Source organism: Arenimonas sp. GDDSR-1 (assembly GCF_025980345.1).
Taxonomy (GTDB): Bacteria; Pseudomonadota; Gammaproteobacteria; order Xanthomonadales; family Xanthomonadaceae; genus Arenimonas.
Genome location: NZ_JAPDUI010000011.1, coordinates 14,022 through 33,220, shown reverse-complemented (window position 1 = coordinate 33,220; position 19,199 = coordinate 14,022). Strand labels below are relative to the sequence as shown.

The 19,199-nt window shown below is 58.1% G+C and carries 18 protein-coding genes and 1 tRNA gene; 11 read left to right on the top strand and 8 right to left on the bottom strand.

Going from position 1 to position 19,199, the window contains the following annotated elements; genetic code table 11:
* The first annotated feature begins 22 nt into the window (after nt 1-22).
* The 6 genes from rhlB to rpoH all read left to right on the top strand — a co-directional run bounded on the left by rhlB (nt 23) and on the right by rpoH (nt 5,744).
* Nucleotides 23-1,603 carry an ATP-dependent RNA helicase RhlB gene (rhlB, locus tag Q0W88_RS03435; RefSeq protein WP_297800041.1) on the top strand — a complete coding sequence of 527 codons (1,581 nt, stop codon included), beginning with the start codon at nt 23-25 and terminating at the stop codon, nt 1,601-1,603.
* 40 nt (nt 1,604-1,643) lie between these two features.
* Complete coding sequence (locus Q0W88_RS03430) at nt 1,644-2,333, top strand: ATP-binding cassette domain-containing protein (protein ID WP_297800039.1); 690 nt, start codon at nt 1,644-1,646, stop codon at nt 2,331-2,333.
* On the top strand, nt 2,326-3,249 hold the full coding sequence (locus Q0W88_RS03425; RefSeq protein ID WP_297800037.1) for an ABC transporter permease: 924 nt from the start codon (nt 2,326-2,328) through the stop codon (nt 3,247-3,249). The genes Q0W88_RS03430 and Q0W88_RS03425 overlap by 8 nt, the downstream gene beginning before the upstream one ends.
* A 20-nt stretch (nt 3,250-3,269) precedes the next feature.
* Nucleotides 3,270-4,073: a response regulator gene (locus Q0W88_RS03420; RefSeq protein ID WP_297800044.1), complete on the top strand. Its 804-nt coding sequence runs from the start codon at nt 3,270-3,272 to the stop codon at nt 4,071-4,073.
* Nucleotides 4,070-4,747, top strand: a complete 678-nt coding sequence (gene ung / locus Q0W88_RS03415) for a uracil-DNA glycosylase (protein ID WP_297800034.1) — start codon at nt 4,070-4,072, stop codon at nt 4,745-4,747. Before Q0W88_RS03420 ends, ung begins: the two co-directional genes overlap by 4 nt.
* 133 nt (nt 4,748-4,880) lie before the next feature.
* A complete protein-coding gene (gene rpoH, locus Q0W88_RS03410; RefSeq protein WP_297800032.1) occupies nt 4,881-5,744 on the top strand; it encodes an RNA polymerase sigma factor RpoH in 864 nt (287 codons plus the stop codon).
* Between the two features lie 58 nt (nt 5,745-5,802).
* On the opposite strand, the gene Q0W88_RS03405 is transcribed toward rpoH, so the two are convergent.
* The 4 genes from Q0W88_RS03405 to Q0W88_RS03390 all read right to left on the bottom strand — a co-directional run bounded on the left by Q0W88_RS03405 (nt 5,803) and on the right by Q0W88_RS03390 (nt 9,669).
* A complete protein-coding gene (locus Q0W88_RS03405; protein ID WP_297800030.1) occupies nt 5,803-6,630 on the bottom strand; it encodes a metal ABC transporter permease in 828 nt (275 codons plus the stop codon).
* Nucleotides 6,627-7,529 carry a zinc ABC transporter substrate-binding protein gene (locus Q0W88_RS03400; protein ID WP_297800028.1) on the bottom strand — a complete coding sequence of 301 codons (903 nt, stop codon included), beginning with the start codon at nt 7,527-7,529 and terminating at the stop codon, nt 6,627-6,629. Before Q0W88_RS03400 ends, Q0W88_RS03405 begins: the two co-directional genes overlap by 4 nt.
* A 9-nt stretch (nt 7,530-7,538) precedes the next feature.
* On the bottom strand, nt 7,539-8,858 hold the full coding sequence (locus tag Q0W88_RS03395; protein ID WP_297800025.1) for a hypothetical protein: 1,320 nt from the start codon (nt 8,856-8,858) through the stop codon (nt 7,539-7,541).
* A gap of 211 nt (nt 8,859-9,069) precedes the next feature.
* Complete coding sequence (locus Q0W88_RS03390) at nt 9,070-9,669, bottom strand: response regulator transcription factor (protein ID WP_297800023.1); 600 nt, start codon at nt 9,667-9,669, stop codon at nt 9,070-9,072.
* Between the two features lie 142 nt (nt 9,670-9,811).
* On the opposite strand from Q0W88_RS03390, the gene Q0W88_RS03385 reads away from it, so the two are divergent.
* Nucleotides 9,812-11,356, top strand: a complete 1,545-nt coding sequence (locus tag Q0W88_RS03385) for a histidine kinase (protein ID WP_297800020.1) — start codon at nt 9,812-9,814, stop codon at nt 11,354-11,356.
* Nucleotides 11,353-12,579, top strand: a complete 1,227-nt coding sequence (locus Q0W88_RS03380; protein ID WP_297800017.1) for a hypothetical protein — start codon at nt 11,353-11,355, stop codon at nt 12,577-12,579. The genes Q0W88_RS03385 and Q0W88_RS03380 overlap by 4 nt, the downstream gene beginning before the upstream one ends.
* Here the strand turns inward: Q0W88_RS03380 and Q0W88_RS03375 are convergent.
* On the bottom strand, nt 12,548-12,808 hold the full coding sequence (locus Q0W88_RS03375; RefSeq protein ID WP_297800015.1) for a hypothetical protein: 261 nt from the start codon (nt 12,806-12,808) through the stop codon (nt 12,548-12,550). The two genes, Q0W88_RS03380 and Q0W88_RS03375, sit on opposite strands and share 32 nt — an antisense overlap.
* A 133-nt stretch (nt 12,809-12,941) precedes the next feature.
* Nucleotides 12,942-13,553: a response regulator transcription factor gene (locus Q0W88_RS03370; protein WP_297800012.1), complete on the bottom strand. Its 612-nt coding sequence runs from the start codon at nt 13,551-13,553 to the stop codon at nt 12,942-12,944.
* Between the two features lie 121 nt (nt 13,554-13,674).
* On the opposite strand from Q0W88_RS03370, the gene Q0W88_RS03365 reads away from it, so the two are divergent.
* Nucleotides 13,675-15,273 carry a histidine kinase gene (locus Q0W88_RS03365; RefSeq protein ID WP_297800010.1) on the top strand — a complete coding sequence of 533 codons (1,599 nt, stop codon included), beginning with the start codon at nt 13,675-13,677 and terminating at the stop codon, nt 15,271-15,273.
* Nucleotides 15,274-16,294: 1,021 nt separating this feature from the next.
* Here Q0W88_RS03365 and Q0W88_RS03360 read toward each other — a convergent pair.
* Both Q0W88_RS03360 and Q0W88_RS03355 read right to left on the bottom strand, forming a co-directional pair.
* The gene (locus Q0W88_RS03360; RefSeq protein ID WP_297800007.1) at nt 16,295-17,146 is read right to left on the bottom strand and encodes a nuclease-related domain-containing protein; all 852 of its coding nucleotides are present in this window, start codon (nt 17,144-17,146) and stop codon (nt 16,295-16,297) included.
* 1 nt (nt 17,147) lies between these two features.
* Nucleotides 17,148-18,209 carry a M48 family metallopeptidase gene (locus Q0W88_RS03355; RefSeq protein ID WP_297800006.1) on the bottom strand — a complete coding sequence of 354 codons (1,062 nt, stop codon included), beginning with the start codon at nt 18,207-18,209 and terminating at the stop codon, nt 17,148-17,150.
* A gap of 231 nt (nt 18,210-18,440) precedes the next feature.
* Here Q0W88_RS03355 and Q0W88_RS03350 point away from each other — a divergent pair, with 231 nt between their 5' ends.
* Both Q0W88_RS03350 and Q0W88_RS03345 read left to right on the top strand, forming a co-directional pair.
* The gene (locus Q0W88_RS03350; RefSeq protein ID WP_297800005.1) at nt 18,441-18,665 is read left to right on the top strand and encodes a helix-turn-helix transcriptional regulator; all 225 of its coding nucleotides are present in this window, start codon (nt 18,441-18,443) and stop codon (nt 18,663-18,665) included.
* A gap of 452 nt (nt 18,666-19,117) precedes the next feature.
* Nucleotides 19,118-19,194: transfer RNA gene (locus Q0W88_RS03345), tRNA-Arg, on the top strand.
* The last annotated feature ends 5 nt before the right edge of the window (nt 19,195-19,199 follow it).

Here is a 19,199-nt window from a genome sequence, read left to right as displayed (position 1 = left end):
AGGCCGCTGCGGAAATCCAAAAATGACTGATAAAGCACTGACCGATATAGCCTTTTCCAATTTCGACATCACCCCTGCATTGCTCGATGGCCTGGAACAGGCCGGCTTCTCCCGCTGCACGCCGATTCAGGCCATGACCCTGCCCTTTGCCCTCAGCGGCCGTGACGTGGCCGGTCAGGCGCAGACCGGTACCGGCAAAACCCTGGCCTTCCTGATCGCCTGCATGAACCGCCTGCTGACCAAACCGGCGCTGGCCAACCGCCGGGCCGCCGATCCGCGTGCCATGATCCTGGCCCCGACTCGCGAGCTGGCCATCCAGATCGCCAAGGATGCCGAGCAGTTCGGCGCCCGACTCGGCCTGAAATTCGCACTGGTGTACGGCGGCGTTGATTACGACAAACAGAAAGCCATGCTCGAGCAGGGCTCCGACATCATCATCGCCACCCCCGGCCGCCTGATCGATTACGTCAAACAGGGCGTGGTCTCGCTGCACGCCTGCGAAGTCTGCATTCTGGATGAAGCCGACCGCATGTTCGATCTGGGTTTCATCAAGGATCTGCGCTACCTGCTGCGCAAACTGCCGATCCGCGAAGAGCGCCAGACCCTGCTGTTCTCGGCCACGCTCAGCCACCGCGTGCTCGAGCTCGCCTACGAACACATGAACGATCCGGAAAAGCTGTCGGTGGAAACCGAAACGGTCACCGCCGCGCGCGTACGCCAGCTGCTTTACTTCCCGGCCATGGAAGAAAAGCTGCCCTTGCTGATCAGCCTGCTGTCGCGCGTTGAAGGCGGCCGCAGCATGGTGTTCGTCAATACCAAGGTCTGGGTCGAGCGCGTTGCGCGCGCCCTGGAAAAGGCCCATTACCGCGTCGGTGTGCTGTCCGGCGACGTGCCGCAGAAGAAGCGCCAGTCGCTGCTGGCCAAGTTCCAGCGCGGCGAGCTGGAAATCCTGGTCGCCACCGACGTCGCGGCCCGCGGCCTGCACATCGACGGCGTCAGCCATGTCTATAACTTCGACCTGCCGTTCGATGCCGCCGACTACGTGCACCGCATCGGCCGTACCGCGCGCCTCGGCGCCGAGGGCGACGCCATCAGCTTCGCCTGCGAACTGTATGCCCAGGGTCTGCCGGAAATCGAGAGCTACATCGAACAGAAAATCCCGACGGCGCCGGTCACCTCGGAACTGCTGGTCGCCATTCCGCGCCAGCCGCTGCCGAAAGCCGAAGGCGGCGAAAGCATCGCCGACATCTTCAATGAAGTGCGTGCCAACGCCCCGGCCGACAAACGCGGCGGTCCGAAATCCGGGCGCTCCTCCGGCGGCCCGCGCGGCGACAAGCCACGCAGCGACCGTCCGCGATCCGACAAACCGCGATCCGACAAACCGCGCGGCGAGCGTCCGCAGGGCGAACGGCCTGCGGTCGCCAAACCGATGGATGCCGCCGCGCCGAACGAGGCGGCCCGCAAACCGCGCCGCCGCCGGAAACCCGCGGATGCCGGATCGCGTCCGCAGACGCATGCCTCCTCCGCTGCGCCGCCGGCCGCCAAGCCTTCGGTGCTGTCGCGCATAAAATCTTGGTTTACCCCCTCCTCGCCGAAGCCGTAATACGGCACACTAAGCGGGGTATCCTCAAAGAAGGCGTGTGATGACACTTCTGCGCTTCGACGGCGTCAGCAAAAAATATCCGGGCGGACATCTCGCCCTGGATGACCTGAGCTTTTCCGTCCAGGCCGGCGAAATGCTGTTCATTACCGGGCATTCCGGTGCCGGCAAAAGCACCTTGCTGAAACTGGCGCATCTGTCCGAGCGTCCGAGCGCGGGCGCGGTCTGGTTCGACGGCCGCAATCTCGCCGATCTGCGCGGCGGCAAGGCCGCCTTGCACCGCCGCCGGCTCGGCGTGGTGCATCAGGATCACTGCTTATTGCTGGACCGCACCGTGTTCGATAACGTGGCTCTGCCCTTGCAGATCGCCGGTTTGTCGCCGGCAGTCATCCGTCAACGCGTGCACCAGACCCTGCAGAGCCTGGGTCTGGCCGAACGGGCCGGCCATCGTTCCACCGACATCTCGACCGGCGAGCAGCAGCGCGTCGGCATCGCGCGCGCCATGGTCACCCAGCCGGCATTGCTGCTGGCCGACGAACCGACCGGCAATCTCGATCCGGGGCTGGCCGCCGACATCATGCAGCAGCTGGTCGACCTGTGCGCACAGGGCACGGCGGTGGTCATCGCCAGCCATGATCTGGCCTTGGTCAAGCGCATGAAAAAGCGCGTGCTGGTCATCGACAAGGGCCGTCTGATGGATGACATCTCGCCGGAGGATCTGGCCGATGAATAAGTCTTACAGCGCCTTCGCCGCCTGGCGGGCCCAGCATGCCGCCGCGTTCCGCGGCAGTTTCGCGCGCCTGCTGCGCCGGCCGTTTTCCAGCCTGCTGTCGCTCGGGGTCATGGCCATCGCCTTGGCGTTGCCCCTGGCCTTGGCTTGGTCGATGCTGCAGATGAATCAACTGGCTTCGCAGGTGCAGACCTCGCGCGCCATCCAGGTGTTTTTCCAGCCGACGGTCAGCGTCGCGCAGGCCAATGCCATCGCCGGGAGCTTCCAAGGCAATGCCGATGTCGCTGCCGTGACCGTGAAAACACCGGAACAGGGTCTGGCCGAATTCAAGGACAGCAGCGCCTTGGCCAAAGCCGTGGCCGTGCTCGGCGAAAATCCGTTGCCGGCAGTGATGATCGTGACCCCGCGTGCCGATGAAACGGCACTGTTGACCCGTCTGCAGGCACTTCCCGAGGCCGAATACGTGCAGTACGACGGCCTCTGGCAGAAACGCCTGGATGCCTGGCTGGCTTTCGGCCAGCGCCTGCTGCTGCTTTTGGCGCTGCTGTTCGTCAGCGGCGCCGTGCTGGCGGTCGCCAACAACATCCGACTGGATATCGCCACGCGCGAACAGGAAATCGCTGTGATGCAGCAGCTCGGTGCCGGCGATGCCTACATCCGCCGGCCGTTCCTGTATGCCGGCGCTCTGCTCGGGTTTCTGGCCGGCGCGCTGGCGCTCGGCATTCTGGCGGCGGCGGCATTCGCCATCACGCCGGAAATTCTAGCCCTCATCGGCAGCTACGGCAGCGGTTTCGCTTTCGTCCCCGTGCCGCTCTGGTTGCCGCCGGCCGTTCTGGCCGCATCGATGGTGCTTGGCGTTTTCGGTGCGCGCCTGGCATCCGGCCATTACCTGCGCCTGACCCGGCCGGTGGACCGGTGACCGCACTGGCTTTCCTGCCGATGGATCTGCAGCATCCGCATCTGGTGATTGTGGACGGATCGAAGATGGTACGCCGCGTGCTGCTCGGCATGATGGCCAAGACCCTGCCGGATGCGGTCATTACCGAGTGCGAAAACGGCGAACAGGCCAAGGCCGTGCTGCTCAGCCAGCCGGTGCATCTGCTGGTGACCGCGCTGGTGCTGTCGGACATGGACGGCGATGCGCTCGCGCGCTTCGCCCGCGAGCACAGCACCCAGACCTACTTTCCGATCATCGTGGTTTCCGGCGATGTGCAGCAACGTCTGGAAAACCGCAGCCTGAGCGCGGATGTCACCGACTATTTCGACAAGACCTGGGGCATGGAGTCGCTGGCTTCCTTCATCAAAGGCTATCTGGCGCCCGACGAAGAAGTCAGCGGCGATGTGCTTTACATCGAGGACAGCAAAGTGGTGGCCGCGGCCACCATCCGGATGATGAAAAAACACGGGCTCGGCGTTCAGCACGCCGTTTCGGTCGAAGAGGCGATGAGCCTGATCGATGCCGATCCGGAAATGCTGCCCGACATCGTGCTCAGCGATGTCTATCTGAAAGGCGATCTGACCGGCATGGATCTGCTACGCCTGATCCGCCAGGACCGGCGCATCGGCAAACAGCGCCTGCCGGTGGTGGTGATGACCGGCGATGCCGATCCGCGCAATCAAAGCCAGCTGATCCAGCTCGGCGCCAACGATCTGGTGCAGAAGCCGGTGGAAGAACGGCTGCTGGTCACCAAGCTGCTGTTCCAGCTGCGCATGGGCCGCCGGAACCGCCAGCACGCGCGATGAGCAGCGACGGCCGTCTGTCCGAATCGTGGCAGCCGCATCTGGGCGGGATGCTGGCTTCGGCGCCGATGCGTGATCTGTCTGCCTTCCTGCGCGCCGAAAAAGCCAAGGGGCGCGTCATCCATCCGCCCGGGCCGCAGATCTTCAATGCATTCAATCGAACGCCGTTCGAGTCGGTGCGTGTGGTCATTCTCGGCCAGGACCCCTATCACGGCCCCGGGCAGGCACATGGCCTGAGCTTTTCCGTGCCCGATGGCGTGCCGCCGCCGCCCTCGCTGCAGAACATCTTCAAGGAAATCGAGAACGATCTCGGTTTGCCGCGTCCGTCGACCGGCAACCTGACGCCCTGGGCGGACCGGGGCGTGCTGCTGCTGAATGCCGTGTTGACCGTGGAAACCGGCAAAGCCGGATCGCATCAGGGCAAGGGCTGGGAAGAGTTCACCGATACCGCCATCAGCGCGCTGTCCGAGCACCGCGATGGTCTGGTATTCATGCTCTGGGGTGCCTATGCCCAAGCCAAAGGCGTCCGCATCGACCGCGTCCGTCACTGCATTCTGCGGGCGCCGCATCCTTCGCCGCTGTCGGCGCACCGGGGATTCCTCGGTTGCGGACATTTTTCCGCAGCCAACCGCTATCTGCAGGGCCGCGGGCAGCCCCCTATGGATTGGCGGCTGTAAATTAACTCATTGATATTGCTCAATATGATGGTGTGCTGGCAGTGCGAGGCATGCTTGGTTCACGGGAACTTTACGGGGCCGTTAGCACTCTAACGGCTAGAGTGCTAAACTTTCCGTCAGGAGTAAAGACACCATGACCAGCAAAGCCCTAATCAGCCACAGCCTTCCGATTCCCAGTGCCCTGGGTTCATTGGATGCCTATATCAACGCGGTCAACCGCGTGCCGGTGCTGTCCGTCGAGGACGAGCAGGCCTTGGCGCGTGCCTACCGCGATAACGATGACCTCGAGGCGGCGCGCCATCTGGTGATGGCGCACCTGCGTTTCGTGGTGCATGTGGCCCGTGGCTACCAAGGCTACGGCCTCGGCATGGGCGATCTGATCCAGGAAGGCAACATCGGTCTGATGAAAGCGGTCAAACGATTTGATCCCGACCAGGGCGTGCGTCTGGTCAGTTTTGCCGTGCATTGGGTGCGTGCCGAAATGCACGAATTCATCCTGCGCAACTGGCGCATCGTGAAAGTCGCCACCACCAAGGCGCAGCGCAAGCTGTTCTTCAACCTGCGCAAATCGAAGAAACGACTGGGCTGGCTGAACGCCGCCGAAGTCTCGGCCGTGGCCAAGGACCTGAACGTGTCCGAACGCGAAGTGCTGGAAATGGAATCGCGCCTTTCCGGCCGGGATATCGCATTCGACGCGCCCGAGGATGACGACAACGATCATGCGCCGCCGTCGCCGTCCGCGTACCTCGTGGCCGCCAACGCCGATCCGGCCGCCGCCTACGAGCGTGACAGCCACGGCGACAGCCAGCTTGAGCTGCTGCGCGAAGGCCTGAGCGGCCTGGATGCGCGCTCGCGGGAAATCCTGCAGAAACGCTTTCTGGCCGAGAACAAAGCCACGCTGCACGAACTGGCCGATGAATACGGCGTGTCCGCCGAACGCATCCGCCAGCTGGAAGCCAATGCCCTGAAGAAAATGAAGGCACTGTTCGCGGCCTGATTGATGCAGCATCAGTGCAGAAAAAAGCCGGCAGAAGCCGGCTTTTTTCATGGTCTGCTCAGCCGGCCTGCGGCGGCGGCTCCGGCGGACGCCTGCGGCGGTCCGGCGGCATGTTGTTGCGGCGCACGTCCGGATGCAGCTTGGCCAGCAACCCGCAGGTCACCAGTGACCAGACGATCATCGGGCCGCTGGGCAGATCGAACACCGCAGACAGGACCAAGCCGATGACATAGCCGGCGATGCCGATGCCGTAAGCCCAGATCAATTGGGCACGACCTTCCATGCCGATGGTGGCCAGGGCGGGAACAATCAGGCTGGCGAATACCAGATATACGCCGACCAGTTGGACCGAAGCCGTAATTGCCACGGCAAACAGGGCATAGAACCAGATTCCGGTGAGGTTATCCAGGCGCCAGATGATGGCGGCCAGCAATACGATCGAGAGCAGAAGCGTCGGCAGCAGTTGTCCGTAACTGACCCACAGAATCTGGCCGACCAGCAGTTCCTTGAGGTGTTCGCTGCCTTCCGGGTTGTTGGCCAGCAGCATCATGCCGCCGGTCGCGGCCATGACGAACAGCACGCCGATGATCGGCTCCTGGATACGCGGCCAGCGTTTGTCGGTGAAGGACAGCAGCATCGCACCGGCCAGTGCTGCCGCGGCCGCCGAAATCTGGACGCCCACGCCTTGTTCACCGACATTCAGGAATTGCCCCAGAATGACACCCAGCGCGGCGATCTGGGCAATGGCCAGGTCGATGAAGATGATGTTGCGTGCCAGCACACGGCGTCCGAGCAGCACATGCGTACTGAGCACGATGAGCCCGGCCGCGCAGGCCGGTCCGAGAATGCTGGCATCCAAGCCGTCAAGATTCAGGCTGAAACTCATTTGGCCGCGCCGAGAAGCTTGCTGATGGTGGAATCATACATGCTGAATAGATCCTTGGATTGGGCGTCGCCGCCGACGGTAAAGGGGAGCACCACAATCGGCGTGCCGCTGCGTTCGGAAAGCCAGTTGGCGGCTTTCGGATCCTGATAGGCGGCCAGTACGATGGCCACCGGCTTTTCGGTTTTGACGGTATCGAGCAGGCCCGCAAGATAGGAGCTGGTCGGCGGCACGCCGGGTTTGGGTTCCAGTGTAGCGACCTGCACCAGTCCGAGCCATTTGTTCAGATACGCCCAGCTTTTGTGATGGACGATGATTTTACGGCCTTTCAAGGGCGCTGCCCGGTGTTCCCACTGTTTGGTGGCCGTGCTCCAGCGGCTGCTGAAATCGGCGAGCCGTTGCTGATAAAACGGGGCATTGGCCGCATCGAGAAGCGCCAACCGGGCCGACAGGGATTTGGCAATGGCCAGCATGCGGTAGGGGTCCAAATGCACATGCGGGTTGCCCTGGGGATGGATGTCGCCGGCAGCACGGTCAAGTTGGGTCGGTTTGTCGAGCGTGGTGACCTGGCTCGCCGCCATGAAATTGCCGTTGCCCGAGGCGACCTTGGCATTGCCCGATTGGCGGATGAGTTGCGGCAACCAGGCCTGCTCAAGCTCGGCCCCGGAACAGATCAGCAGATCGGCACGCCGGACCTTGGCGATGAGGCTGGGTTTGGCCTCGATCTGATGCACGTTCTGCAATGCCGAGGTGGCGACATCGACAGTGACCTTGTCGCCGGCGAGCTCTTTGGTCAAAGCTCCCCATTCGGGTTCGCAGGCAAAAACATTCAGGCCGGCATGCGCCATCGGCGCGAAAAGACCGGTGCAGGCAAGAAGCAGTAAAGAGAGCTGTCGTTTCATAATGATCCCTCAGAACTTGTGCGCGCCGTGCGCGCCAAGGCTGGTCTGGTATTGCAGGTAAACGGCATTGTCGGTGTCGGTGTCATTGGGTTTGTCCTGGCTGAACTGCAGGCGGAACAGGCTGAACTCGCTGTTGCGCCAGGTCACCATCATGCTGTGCCGCGAGGGATCGTAATCGCTGGCGTAGGGGCCGCTGCTGTCGGCCCACAGGCGATCGTAACGGTAGCCTGTCTCCCAGAATCGGCTGAACCGGTAGACCCCTTCGATATAGGCGCCCCGGCGCTCGCCGTTCCAGAGCGCCGTGATGTTCGGATCCGCCGGATCGGTGAACAGGCCGTCGCGTTGGTCGAGCATGTACTCGCCGCGCAGCGTGAAGCCGCCGTCCTTGAAGTTGCCCTGAGGCGCCCATTTCCAAGTGGCATCGAGAATGTAGAGACGGCTATCGCCGCTGAAGCCTTCATCATTGCCGGAAGTTTCAGCATCCAGCACCGAGGCACCGGCCAGCCAGGCATTATCGCTGCCGACATCGCCGCCGACATGCACGAACGCGGTTTTGGTGCCCACGCCGTTGCCATTGCCGCCGCCGGCCGGAAAGCCGTTGCCGGCGAACAGTTCGGCGCCGAACTCCAGGTACAGATCGGTTGGCGCGACCCAACGCAGCTGCACGCCGTCATCACCGTATTGATTGGCCAGCAGCGACTGGTAGGCCAGCGGCCGGTCGAAGAAACTGTCGGTATGGGCGTGGTGGCTGTTGAGGTAACCGATATTGGAGAAGAAGCGGCCGGCACGCAGGCTCAGGCCGTCGGGCAGGGCGGTGGTGTCGATGTAGGCTTCCTCCACCTCCACAGAGCCGTCGCCGAAGGCCAGCGTCATCTGGCCGTAGAATTTATCATCGATGTTGGACGAGAACGCCAGCTCGCTTTCACCCAGTGAAAAACCGCGGGTTTCCGGGCCGGCGCCTTCCACCGGTGCGAAGCCGGCGCGCCAGTAGTTCGCCGGATCCAGGCTGTGGCTCTGGTAACTGCCGTTGAGCACCAGCAGAATCGCGGGGTTGAAGGCGTTGCCGTTGCTGGAGGCGGCTTCCGGAGCGGCGGCATCCGCCATGGCGGCGGCGGTTTGTTCCTGTCCGGTTTTCAGCTCATCGATGGCGGCACGCGCCGCTTCAGCGGCTGCGCCGGCCTGTTCGGCCTGCACTTTGAGTTGTGCCGCGCTGGCTTCCAGCGCCTTGATGCGGGCTTCGAGTTCGGCGATGCGTTGTTTGTCGGTCGCCCCTTCGGCAGTGCCGGCGAGCACGGCAAGCACGGCAAGGAAACATAGCTTGCGGGTCATGTGTGCGATCCCCCCCCTGTCGGCAAACGGAACGGGCCGGTTACCTGTGGGCTCATGTATAGCATTATTGGGGCTTCCTGTAAATTCGAGACGGATTAAGGCTTTGTAGTTCGGACTTTAGCCTTTACGCAAAGTTGAATTGTGTCGCAACTGTGAACTGCGAAGGAACTGTGAATCCGGACACGTCTTGTGGCCGTTGACGGCCGCGCAGTCAGATTCCGGCGTCGCGTGCTTTCCGTCCAAGCTCGATGATGGTTTTGGCACCGAATTTTTCCATCAGGCTGGCGCGGTGGATATACACCGTCTTGTCGGAGATGCCGAGCCGTGTGCCAATGGCTTTGGCGGTTTCGCCGCCTATGAGAAGCAGAAGGACTTCACGTTCACGCTTGGTGATGTGCGGCGGACTCACGGCGACCTGATTGCGGATGTCGTCGGTCAGATAGAAATGCCCCTTGTGCACTTCATGGATGGCGGCCACAAGTTCGCGCGCACCCCGTGACTTGGTGACATAGCCGAAGACGCCGAGGTCCATGGCGCGTTTAACCAGATGCGCCTCGCCGTGCATGGACAGAACGATGGTTCGGAAATGCGTCGTGATGGCGGCAGGATGCTGGAGTATCTCGACGCCGCGGAATCGCTCGAAATCCAAATCGGTAATCAGAATGTCGGCGTCGAGCCCGGCGATGGCATCGAACAGTTGCTGGGGGCATTCGAATTCGGCAACGACCGAAAACTCCGGCACCTGATCGAGCATGAAGCGGACGCCCTCACGGACGATGGCATGGTCTTCCAACAGGACAATCCGTATCATGCCGAAGTAGTGATTCCTTTAATGCTATCCGCCATATTCCACGACCGGAAGTGAAAAGCCAATAGGAATAATTCTTATAGCGGCTGCGGATGCGGTACCGCACCCTATGGCAATGGGTAATTCAGACGCCATCAACAAATCCATGCCCCGGCCGCTCATTTTGGGTGTGATGGCACTGGTTTTCGCCGCTTTCATCATCGCGGATATCGAAGGTGTCTACATCAGCGTGCTGTTCGGCATCCGTCTGGTCGTCATTCTCCGGCTCCCGAGAGCCTATTATGTTCCGGCGGCATTGATTGAAGCGATTCTGATCGCCGTCAATCCAAGCAACCGGATTTTCTCCTATCATGAAGTGGCCGCCTATCAGGCGCATCTCGCAGGTATCATCGCGACCTATCTTTCCGCGTGGGTTCTCTCCGGCGACCGGCTTGCGCCCCTGCCGCCCCGGAATCCCGCGTTTCTGGACTATGTGCTGTTCATCGGTGCGGTTTCTGCCGCAACAATACTCGCGATATTGGCCTATGAACATTTCAGCAACCCCCGCGATTTCTTCTATCTGGTGTCGTCCGCCTACGCCAAGCTGGCCATTTACGCGCTTTCCGCGGTCATCTTCGGATTCTTCGCCGCGTATACCATTGAAAATCCCGGCCTGTCACCGCGGTCCATTGCCATTTCGGGACTGATGCCGTTTGCCCTTTACCTGCTTTATCAGAGCGCCACCGCAATTTTCGGCATTCTCAACAACCCGTCTTTCATCTATCTGGTTCTGTTGATGTTGATTGCGGTCCTGATCGTTACCGCCTACCGATTCGGTGTATTCGCCGCCTGGGTGGGATGTATTTCAACGGTTTTCGTGGTTTCCAGCCAGCACAACGGCTGGTCGCTCAGCACTTGGCATGCGGTCATCAGCTATCTTATTTTCCTGAGCATCTTCACGCTTTACATCGCATTCTTCCTCAACCGCCTCAATCTGGCCAAAGCGCATCTGGAAAAATCCAAACTGCGGGAAGAGCTTCTGATCCGCAACATGCAGGAAATCGTGCATTCACAGAATGCGCTCAACAGCGAACGCCTCGACCGGGTGCTCCGGGATCTGCACGACGAGGTCGGCCAGAGCCTGGTCGCCGCCAGCATCTATATCCGCACGCTTGAACATTCGCTTGATAGCGCCAATGCCAGACGTGCGTTCGAGAAGGGCTCTGCGATGCTGGAAGCGACTTCGGTCAGCATCCGCAACATGCTCAACCGCCTCAACCGCGAGCCGGTGAATTATGCCTATCTCAGCCAGGAGCTGGTCTCCGGACGCATCGCCCAGCTGCTGCGCGGATCCGGCATCGATTACCGCTTCAGCATCACTCCGCAGTCACCCGGCTGGGGCGAGGTTCCGCCGGAAATCTTTGCCTTCATGCACCGTTTCTTCCAGGAATCGGTCACCAATATCCTCCGGCACAGCCGTGCCGATCAATGCCACATCACCCTGCGCATGCGCCTGCGTTCGGACCATCTCCGGATTGCCGGCAGCGTCCGCGACAACGATGTGACGCGTCTGTTCGATTTCAATAAAAAAGGCTCGATCGGTCTTGACGGTCTGATCCAGCGAACCCGCGAAGCCGGCGGCGTTCTCCGGCACGGGAGGAAGCCGAGGTTCAAGAAAATCGGGTTCGTCCTGCAGGTGCCGTGCCGATGAAACGCCACCTGTTCCTTTACGCGGTCTGCTTCGCGCTTTTTCTGGCCCTGCTGCAGGATGCACGACGCTACGCGGATGCGCCACCAACGCCGGTGGCCGTAGCCGGACAACGCCTGGTCATGACCGTGCGGACGCTCAATTCAGGCGAAAACCACATGTGCCGGCGCGACCCTGCCGGAATACTCTGGTGCTGGGGCAACAATCTGAAGGGCCAGCTCGGCAATGAGGGCTTCGCCCTGCAGCCGGTACCGCAGGCGATTCGGTTTCGACGGCCATTCAGCATGATGGAGGGCGGCTCCGACCACAGTTGCGGGCTGACCCATACCGGACAGGTGCTGTGCTGGGGCGATCCGGCCATGGGCGTGATGGGTGACGGCGGCGCAAGGATGCAGCTCGATGCCCGACCGGTAACCGTTCCTGGGTTGTCCGGCATCGTAAAAATCGCATCCGGATTCGATGGCTCCTGCGCACTAGACGCCAGCGGAAAGGTTTTCTGTTGGGGCACGACCGGGCGCAGCAACAGCCGTCAACGCATCCGGGTGTTCCGGACCGCCAGCCGTCCGGAGCCCTTGTCACTCCCAGAGCCTGCCGTTGATCTGGGATTCGGGCCGCATCACGCCTGTGCCGTCGGTGCTTCAGGCGCTGCCTATTGCTGGGGTTTCAATGCCATGGGCGCGCTCGGCGATGGCAGCGTCGAAGATCGCATGCACCCTGTACGTGTTCGGCATTTACCTGAAAAGCTGACTCGCATCACTCCGGGCTACCTGCAGACCTGCGCCATAGCCGTCAGCCGCCAGGTGTATTGCTGGGGCGCCAACTATGAAAACCAGCTCGGCGACGGATTGCGCCATCCGGACAAAAACGCGTTGCGCTTCCGGCCCGGCCGCGTTCCCGGTCTTCGAAATGTCGTTCAGCTCAGCAGCTCTTCACATACCTGCGCGCTCAATCAGTCGGGCAGCGTATTCTGCTGGGGCTACAACGAACATGGTTCGGCCGGTCAGGATCCCGCACGTTATCCGAATGTTCCGGTCCCGATGCCGGTGCTGTTTGATGAGCCCGTCACCGAGCTGGCCCACAATGAATGGGGCATGTGCGCGTTGACCCGCTCCGACAAAGTTTTTTGCTGGGGAAGCAACAAGGCCAAGCTGCTCGGTGAGCACACGCCGGAGCGGCCTTGGATTCCGCTCCGGGTCAATTTTCCGGAGTGGCCTGCGTCTCAGTGACCTCAATTACGAAGCCCTGCGCCTGCAGGCCGCGCCGAAGTATGGCCAGATCGCTCCGGGTTCTGCCGAACTGGACATCGGCCTGGCTACCTTTTTCCAGCAAGACGAAATAATGCGTCGCGACATCCATCGGGAAAAATATTTTCAATGCACTCAACACCAATGACGGTCTTCGGATCGTATCCGGATGGCTTTTGATCCGCAGGACATGCGTGTTCGTGCTACTCATCGACCTTGATTCCCCTAACTGTTGCAGGCCAGTTTAAGGAGCATTAGCAAAGGGCGAAATAGGAATAATCTCTAGGGATGCTGCGGTTTAACGGTTTCACGTAGTGCCTGCGGCAGACGCCCGCTTCAGCGACTTACGGCGACTGTATCAGCCCGAAACCGATGGCTTTTTCCTGCAGCTCGGGCAGGGTTCGCGCCTGCAGTTTCAGCATCAGATTGGCGCGGTGCCCGTACAGGGTCTTGTCGCTGATGCCGAGCTGCCCGGCGATGACTTTCGGCGGCAGGCCGCGCACCAGCAGTTTCAATGCTTCCAGCTCGCGCTGGGTCAGCTTCGGCGCCTGGCCCGGTTTCATCCGGCGCACGTCGCTGGACACGTAATTGCCATTGTCGACCAAACTGCGCAGGGCCGGCACCAATTCTTTTGCGGCGGCGGCCTTGGTCACGTAACCGCGTACGCCGAGAGACAAAACTTTGCTGACGAAAGCCGGATTCTCATGCATGCTCAGCACCAGGATTTTGGTGCCGGTACCGGCACGCACCATGGTTTCGATCAGTTCGAAACTATTGCCTTCGCCCAAGCTGATGTCGCTGATCAGCACATCCGGACCGAGCATGCGCAACGCTTCCAGGGCTTCCTTGACGCTTCCGGCCTCGCCGCAGACGGTGAAATCCGGCTCGGCCTCGAGCAGTCGCTTGATGCCTTCGCGCAGTACGCCATGGTCGTCGAGCAGAAGAATACGGATCATTCCGGCATTATCGCCCAGAAACCGGCCGGCCTGCAGAAAAATTCTTGGCCATACCCGCCGCTTCCTTGTTAGGCTAGGCATCACTCCCGATGCCGCCGTGATATTGCCGATGTTCTCCCGAATGCGTCCGTACCTGCCGCCGCCGCGCTGGATTGTTCCGGTGCTGGCCCTGGCCTATCTGTTCTTCTTCATGTACGGATTCTTCCATTGGATGCTGGCCGCGGGATTGGTGTTCGCCGTGCTGCTGTTCCGGCCGCACCGGGAATGGCCGGCCTGGTATGGGGTATTCGCCCTGAGCGCCCTGCTGCAGCATCTGACGGTGTCCTGGCTGGGGCTCGGGCCGCCCTGGGACCGCATCGGTCCGGATGCGTCGGCGATCTGGCTGCATCCCTTGCTGATCATGCTCTGCGTTCACACCGTGCAGCGCTTCGATTTCCGTCCCGAGTCGGCCGCCACCCTGCGCGGCATGGCGCTGATGCATGCGGGTGCGGCCCTGGTCGGCCTGCTGCTGATGGGCAAGGACCTGTTGGCGTCTTACGGCAGCCCCGGCTGGCTGAATGCCGTCGGCATGGCGCCCGGCCCGGTCCGTCCGAATACGCTTCCCGACCTGATCAACTTCATGCTCAGCCACTTCATGGGCGGCTTCCTCGGCGTCGTTCTGGTGTTGCCGATGGCGCTCTGGCTGCTGGTGCCCGCCAACCGGACCGGATCCAGCCGGATCATCCGTTCGGCGCTGATCTATCTCTATCTGCTGCCGATGCTGATCTACATCAGCAGTTCGCTGCTGGCCGAACCCGATGACAGCCTGACCGCCATGCTCAAGATCCTGCTGCTGGCGGCGGTGGTGGTGTTTTCCTTCCTGCACGGGTGGCGCGGAGCGGCACTGTCCATGCTGGTGGTCAGCATCCTGATTGCCGTTGATGGCCATATCCACAGCAGCGACATCCTCGAACTGCAGCTGTATGTCGCGGTCATGGGCGCGATGGCCCTGCTGTTCGGTGCCAGCGTCGACGAGCTCCGCCAGAACGAGCGCCTGGTCCAGATCGACAAGGACCGCCTGCAGGAAGCCCTTGCCGCCCTGGCCGAGTCGAGCCGGCGCAGCCTGCACAGTGAAGAACTGGAACGCAAGCGGCTGGCACGCGAGCTGCACGATGAAATGGGCCAGACCCTGACCGCAATGCAGGCCCAGCTGAGTCTGAGCCGGGCCAATGCCCCGGCCGACACCGGCCAGGACGGCATTGCACGGATCGAGCTGTTGACCGAGCGGCTGGGCAAATCGCTGCGCTCCGTGGTCAATGCGCTGACACCCGATGAGTTGGACCAGCTCGGTCTGTATGCGGCCGTGGCCTTCGGCAGTCCGGCCCAGATGTGCGAACAGGCCGGCGTGGAATACGCCACCGAAATCTACGGCGACAGCCAGCTGCTGGAACGTCTGGACATGGTGACCAATCTGGCTGCGTACCGCATCGTACAGGAAGCGGTCAACAACGCCCTCAAGTATTCGCATTGCGAGCGCCTGCGCGTGCGTCTGCGCATCGGTGAACGCCGACGTACCATTTTCGTGCTGCTGGATATCCTCGATGACGGCATCGGACTGAAAAGCCTGCGCCAGATCGATCACGGGTTCTACAGCATCCGCGACCGCGCTGCCGCCCTGAACGGAGTGCTGCACATCCACAATCTACCGGGCGTGCGCGTGCATGTGCTGTTGAGGCAATAAAGCACTCAGTGGTATCAGAAACTGTACGCAAACGTAATGCGCAGGAGCATGCACATGACATCATCAAAGCCTCATCAGCATCAATAACCCATAATGGCGAAATTCATTCAGCTGAGACCTGGGAGCATTTAGCCATCTTAAGTCTATGGCCTCGCGTCCAATGACATAGATGGCACAAAGATTAGCCGGAATGATTCGACCTTCAAGCAGGCCTGACATTTCTTGATCGCAATTTTACAAGCTCTATTAAAGAATATGATTGAGTAAGCTCTTGCTTAAAATAAAAATATTAGTCGTAACCCCAATCACTGTCGACGCTTGATTCATACGAGTCGAAGCTTGTATGGAAATCATTACTCCAATTAGTTTGTTCACCATGCAGTGAATCTTGATGTGGAATTAAATCATGATGGTGATGTAAATCATGATGTATATCTAAATCATTATGTTGAGTTGAGTCGTGATTAGCATAAATACTGGAATGGTAGGCCTGACTGTTGTGCATGCAAAAATCAACGGAGTTATTGGAATAGCCGTCATTTCTGATATCGTCATCATCGATTGAAAACAATGAACTGCTAAACTCTTCAGATTTAGGGCTTAAATAATTCTCAAATGAGAACAAATCCTGGAATAGGCTGCCTAGACCAACCGAACAGTCTAAGTCTGAAGATGTATATTTTTGATTACTACGCCTACTTCCAGATGTTCGAAACTAATCTAGGCTATGTATTTCTGTATGATTGTCATAGTTCGAATTAATAGATTTCTGCTGACGTCTTGCTCGTGATGTACCTACTGCGCGATGCTTAGGATATTCGTCATTGGATTCGGTGCTGGCCTCAATGAAACCGACATGACAATGAGTGGGTCGAGGCCGACGCCGTTCCGTGTTAATTTCACGCCACTTGATCAGTTTTAATGTAAATACAATTATGAAAATACCAAAAATTATCCAAGAAGGTTTAATCATAATTACGTTCCAAATATGGCAGCCAATTAATCCATAAGTTCTATTTTATTACCGGTGTGCAGAAGCTGAGCTCATTCGATGCGGGGATGATTTGAAATCAACATGATGCTGACGAATTTCGTTCAAGATTTCATCAACTGTAATTGCTTCGAAAATTTTAGATTGACGGGCAAGCATCCGTTCGTAATCAAAATTATGAATAGTTGCGACGACATCCACAGTGATGCTGGTTAGAGTTCCGAGCATTGACTTGTTATGAGATAAAATGACAGCTCGCTGTATCCGACCTATGCTGAGTTTTTTGTTGATGTGTGATTGCAGAAGATTTGTAGGTTCATTAAGCTGCCTGCTTGGTCCTCGTCCCCCTTTATCTGCCATAGGTAGATTAGTTTCTAAAAGTTTTCCGTAGTTATCGTACTTGTCTCGCCACCATTGATCCTCATCGCAATGAACAACGCCATTGACGTTTTTTATTTCGATAGCAAATATTCCGCGTGGACCAACAAGTAACTGATCTATTTCACCTTTGGCATTGGAATATCCCAACACTATGGTCCAGTCGTCAGGCAGACGAGCACTAAGGTAGTCAGCTACTCTTCGCTCACCCTCACTGCCACTGTTCCATTTTTCTTCCTCTTCGCTTGCAGCCCTTCGAGTAGGTTGTATGGGTCCGGGTTTAATGTGTTCCCAAATATATCGATAAATCCCGTAAAAGACGGCGGCTATATCGGCATTACGCCATGAAAATGCAATTTCACTTTTACATGAATTTATGCATTCCATCCGATTTGAAACTTCCAGGCAATACCTTTGGTATTGCGTGTTAAATTCATCATCACGATTCTTTTTTGCTTCCGTGATTTTGTCATTAACATGGTCAGATAGAATCAGCTTCCTCACGCTACTTAACTTCCTGGGCAGCTTTGGCTCGTATGACATCGAGTCGTGCCTTGGTCATCGCACTGCCGTTGACCCATTTGAAGACCATGGTATTGGCATCGCTGTTAAGGTATTTTTCCCAGAAGGTAAGAACTTGATTGGCGCTGATGCCTGAGGCTTTGAGTATGGCCAAGCTAAGCTCGTCACTGTTGCCGTTTTTACTCGCCGCGAACAGTTCGCCAGCCATCTTTGTCGCTGGATCGGCTAACATTGCTCCCATATATACTGTCGGGTCGACCGGCATTGCCAGTGGAGCAAACTGCATGACAGTTCCCAGAAACTTGGCCGCACGATTGGCATTACGTTTGGCGGCGACAGCCCCCGAGAGGTTCTTTGACATGGCATAGGCTATGACAATTTGTCGCTCGGTATCGTCAGTCGCCTCATCCATAACAGCAGGACTGACCATGACCTGGGTGGGGTCTGGGTTTTCCATGAAACGACCACCGTCGGCCATGGCTGAAATGGTCAAGTCGCAGCTTTTCACTGGCGTTATTTTCAGTTGCTTGATTTCGGTGCCGCGGCGAACTTCTAATTCAATCCCACCGCCGGATTTACCGGCCAAGGTAATCGCTTCCTCATACATCTCGGAAAACCGCTTGCTGATGTTTTTACCTGATGAAGGGGTTGCTTGACCGTTGATAATGGCGACCTGATCGTTTTCCCTAAGGCCTGCAATGTCCGCTGGGGACTTGGGAATAACGAAGTTCACAGTAACGCCCGGAAGAATACCGGTTGAGCCTATGTAGGCCTCTTCCATTTTGGTGTCGATGACCTGGGGTGAAAAGCCCGTACGGTAAACCGTGTCCTTGCACAGTCCAGCTTGAGCGGCACTGACGAACAGCGGCCAGGCTGTATCCTGATAGGTGGTTGTTCCCTTGATATACGAGCCGAGGATATTCTGTATCAGCTCGGGCTGGTTCGCTTGAGTGCTATTACCGAGAGCAACTGTTTGGGCAGGCGTTGAAAGCGGAAACGAAATAGCGAATAGGGCTAAAAATGGGGTAAATGCGTTAAATTTCATGGTGATGCCTCCGTGTGTAGGTACCTTGCACGGTATGGCAATTCATCTAGACCAAAATATAAAGGTAAAACATTCAAAAATCGGATGCCTGGGTGAAAGACCCGATTCGGTGGATTTGCCGGAGAGAATACCGAGTAGATATAAGACATAGAAAATTTATTATAGATATATATATGTAGCCTACATATATAAGCGTAGAAATAAAAGTACTATCCACCCAATATTCGTCAAATGGACGAAAAATCAACATTAAAGCGCCTTGGCGATGGACTTAGGACCCGGAGATCAGCGATGGGCTTTAGCCAGGAGTCTTTTGCGGACTCTATAGGCATGCACCGGGCTTACTACAGCAGTATTGAGCGCGGGGGGAGAAACGTCACTTTGATGACATTGCTGCGTATTAGCTCGGGCTTAAATACAGCAGTTCATTCGCTGCTGCGAGAGGCTGATATATAAGCAAAAATGACTGTTTGAGTGTTAATCCACAGCAGAACGTGCGGCTTTAGGCCATAGGTTCAAAAAGCAACATTATTCCAATAGCAGCTTCTAATGCAGAACGGTGCTTAGTGCGAAATGTTGATCAAACTTGAAAATAAAATCTTGAAAGATGAACTTATGATTTCCGGTTCATGTTTGATGACAAGAGAAACGCTCGTGATTTTAATCTCGCCATAAGGCATTTCTGAGATTAATTAATAAATACCGAAGGAAGCTTTTACTCATAATTAAAGGTAAAGTTTTAGATGACATGGGCACAGCGTGGGCACTGGTTGGGCACCAATTCGTCACCGAGCAGATTTTGGGCCTAACGGCAAGCATTTGATAGTTAATGCCATTTCCATCATCTTGAAAAAAGATTGCTATATTTCAACAAGTTATTGGAATGTTCGGTTAAAATGAACACATCCGCGCCCGTAGCTCAGCCGGATAGAGTAGTGGCTTCCGAAGCCATTGGTCGGGGGTTCGAATCCCTCCGGGCGCGCCAGTTTC

Bases quoted from the DNA above. Each gene is read 5' to 3' on its own strand.
- Q0W88_RS03380 (WP_297800017.1), top strand. From the start codon at position 11,353: ATGAAACGCCACCTGTTCCTTTACGCGGTCTGCTTCGCGCTTTTTCTG.
- Q0W88_RS03405 (WP_297800030.1), bottom strand. From the start codon at position 6,630: ATGAGTTTCAGCCTGAATCTTGACGGCTTGGATGCCAGCATTCTCGGA.
- Q0W88_RS03425 (WP_297800037.1), top strand. From the start codon at position 2,326: ATGAATAAGTCTTACAGCGCCTTCGCCGCCTGGCGGGCCCAGCATGCC.
- Q0W88_RS03385 (WP_297800020.1), top strand. From the start codon at position 9,812: ATGCCCCGGCCGCTCATTTTGGGTGTGATGGCACTGGTTTTCGCCGCT.
- Q0W88_RS03420 (WP_297800044.1), top strand. From the start codon at position 3,270: ATGGATCTGCAGCATCCGCATCTGGTGATTGTGGACGGATCGAAGATG.
- rpoH (WP_297800032.1), top strand. From the start codon at position 4,881: ATGACCAGCAAAGCCCTAATCAGCCACAGCCTTCCGATTCCCAGTGCC.
- Q0W88_RS03395 (WP_297800025.1), bottom strand. From the start codon at position 8,858: ATGACCCGCAAGCTATGTTTCCTTGCCGTGCTTGCCGTGCTCGCCGGC.
- Q0W88_RS03400 (WP_297800028.1), bottom strand. From the start codon at position 7,529: ATGAAACGACAGCTCTCTTTACTGCTTCTTGCCTGCACCGGTCTTTTC.
- ung (WP_297800034.1), top strand. From the start codon at position 4,070: ATGAGCAGCGACGGCCGTCTGTCCGAATCGTGGCAGCCGCATCTGGGC.
- Q0W88_RS03430 (WP_297800039.1), top strand. From the start codon at position 1,644: ATGACACTTCTGCGCTTCGACGGCGTCAGCAAAAAATATCCGGGCGGA.
- Q0W88_RS03390 (WP_297800023.1), bottom strand. From the start codon at position 9,669: ATGATACGGATTGTCCTGTTGGAAGACCATGCCATCGTCCGTGAGGGC.
- rhlB (WP_297800041.1), top strand. From the start codon at position 23: ATGACTGATAAAGCACTGACCGATATAGCCTTTTCCAATTTCGACATC.
- Q0W88_RS03375 (WP_297800015.1), bottom strand. From the start codon at position 12,808: ATGAGTAGCACGAACACGCATGTCCTGCGGATCAAAAGCCATCCGGAT.
- Q0W88_RS03355 (WP_297800006.1), bottom strand. From the start codon at position 18,209: ATGAAATTTAACGCATTTACCCCATTTTTAGCCCTATTCGCTATTTCG.
- Q0W88_RS03350 (WP_297800005.1), top strand. From the start codon at position 18,441: ATGGACGAAAAATCAACATTAAAGCGCCTTGGCGATGGACTTAGGACC.
- Q0W88_RS03370 (WP_297800012.1), bottom strand. From the start codon at position 13,553: ATGATCCGTATTCTTCTGCTCGACGACCATGGCGTACTGCGCGAAGGC.
- Q0W88_RS03365 (WP_297800010.1), top strand. From the start codon at position 13,675: ATGCGTCCGTACCTGCCGCCGCCGCGCTGGATTGTTCCGGTGCTGGCC.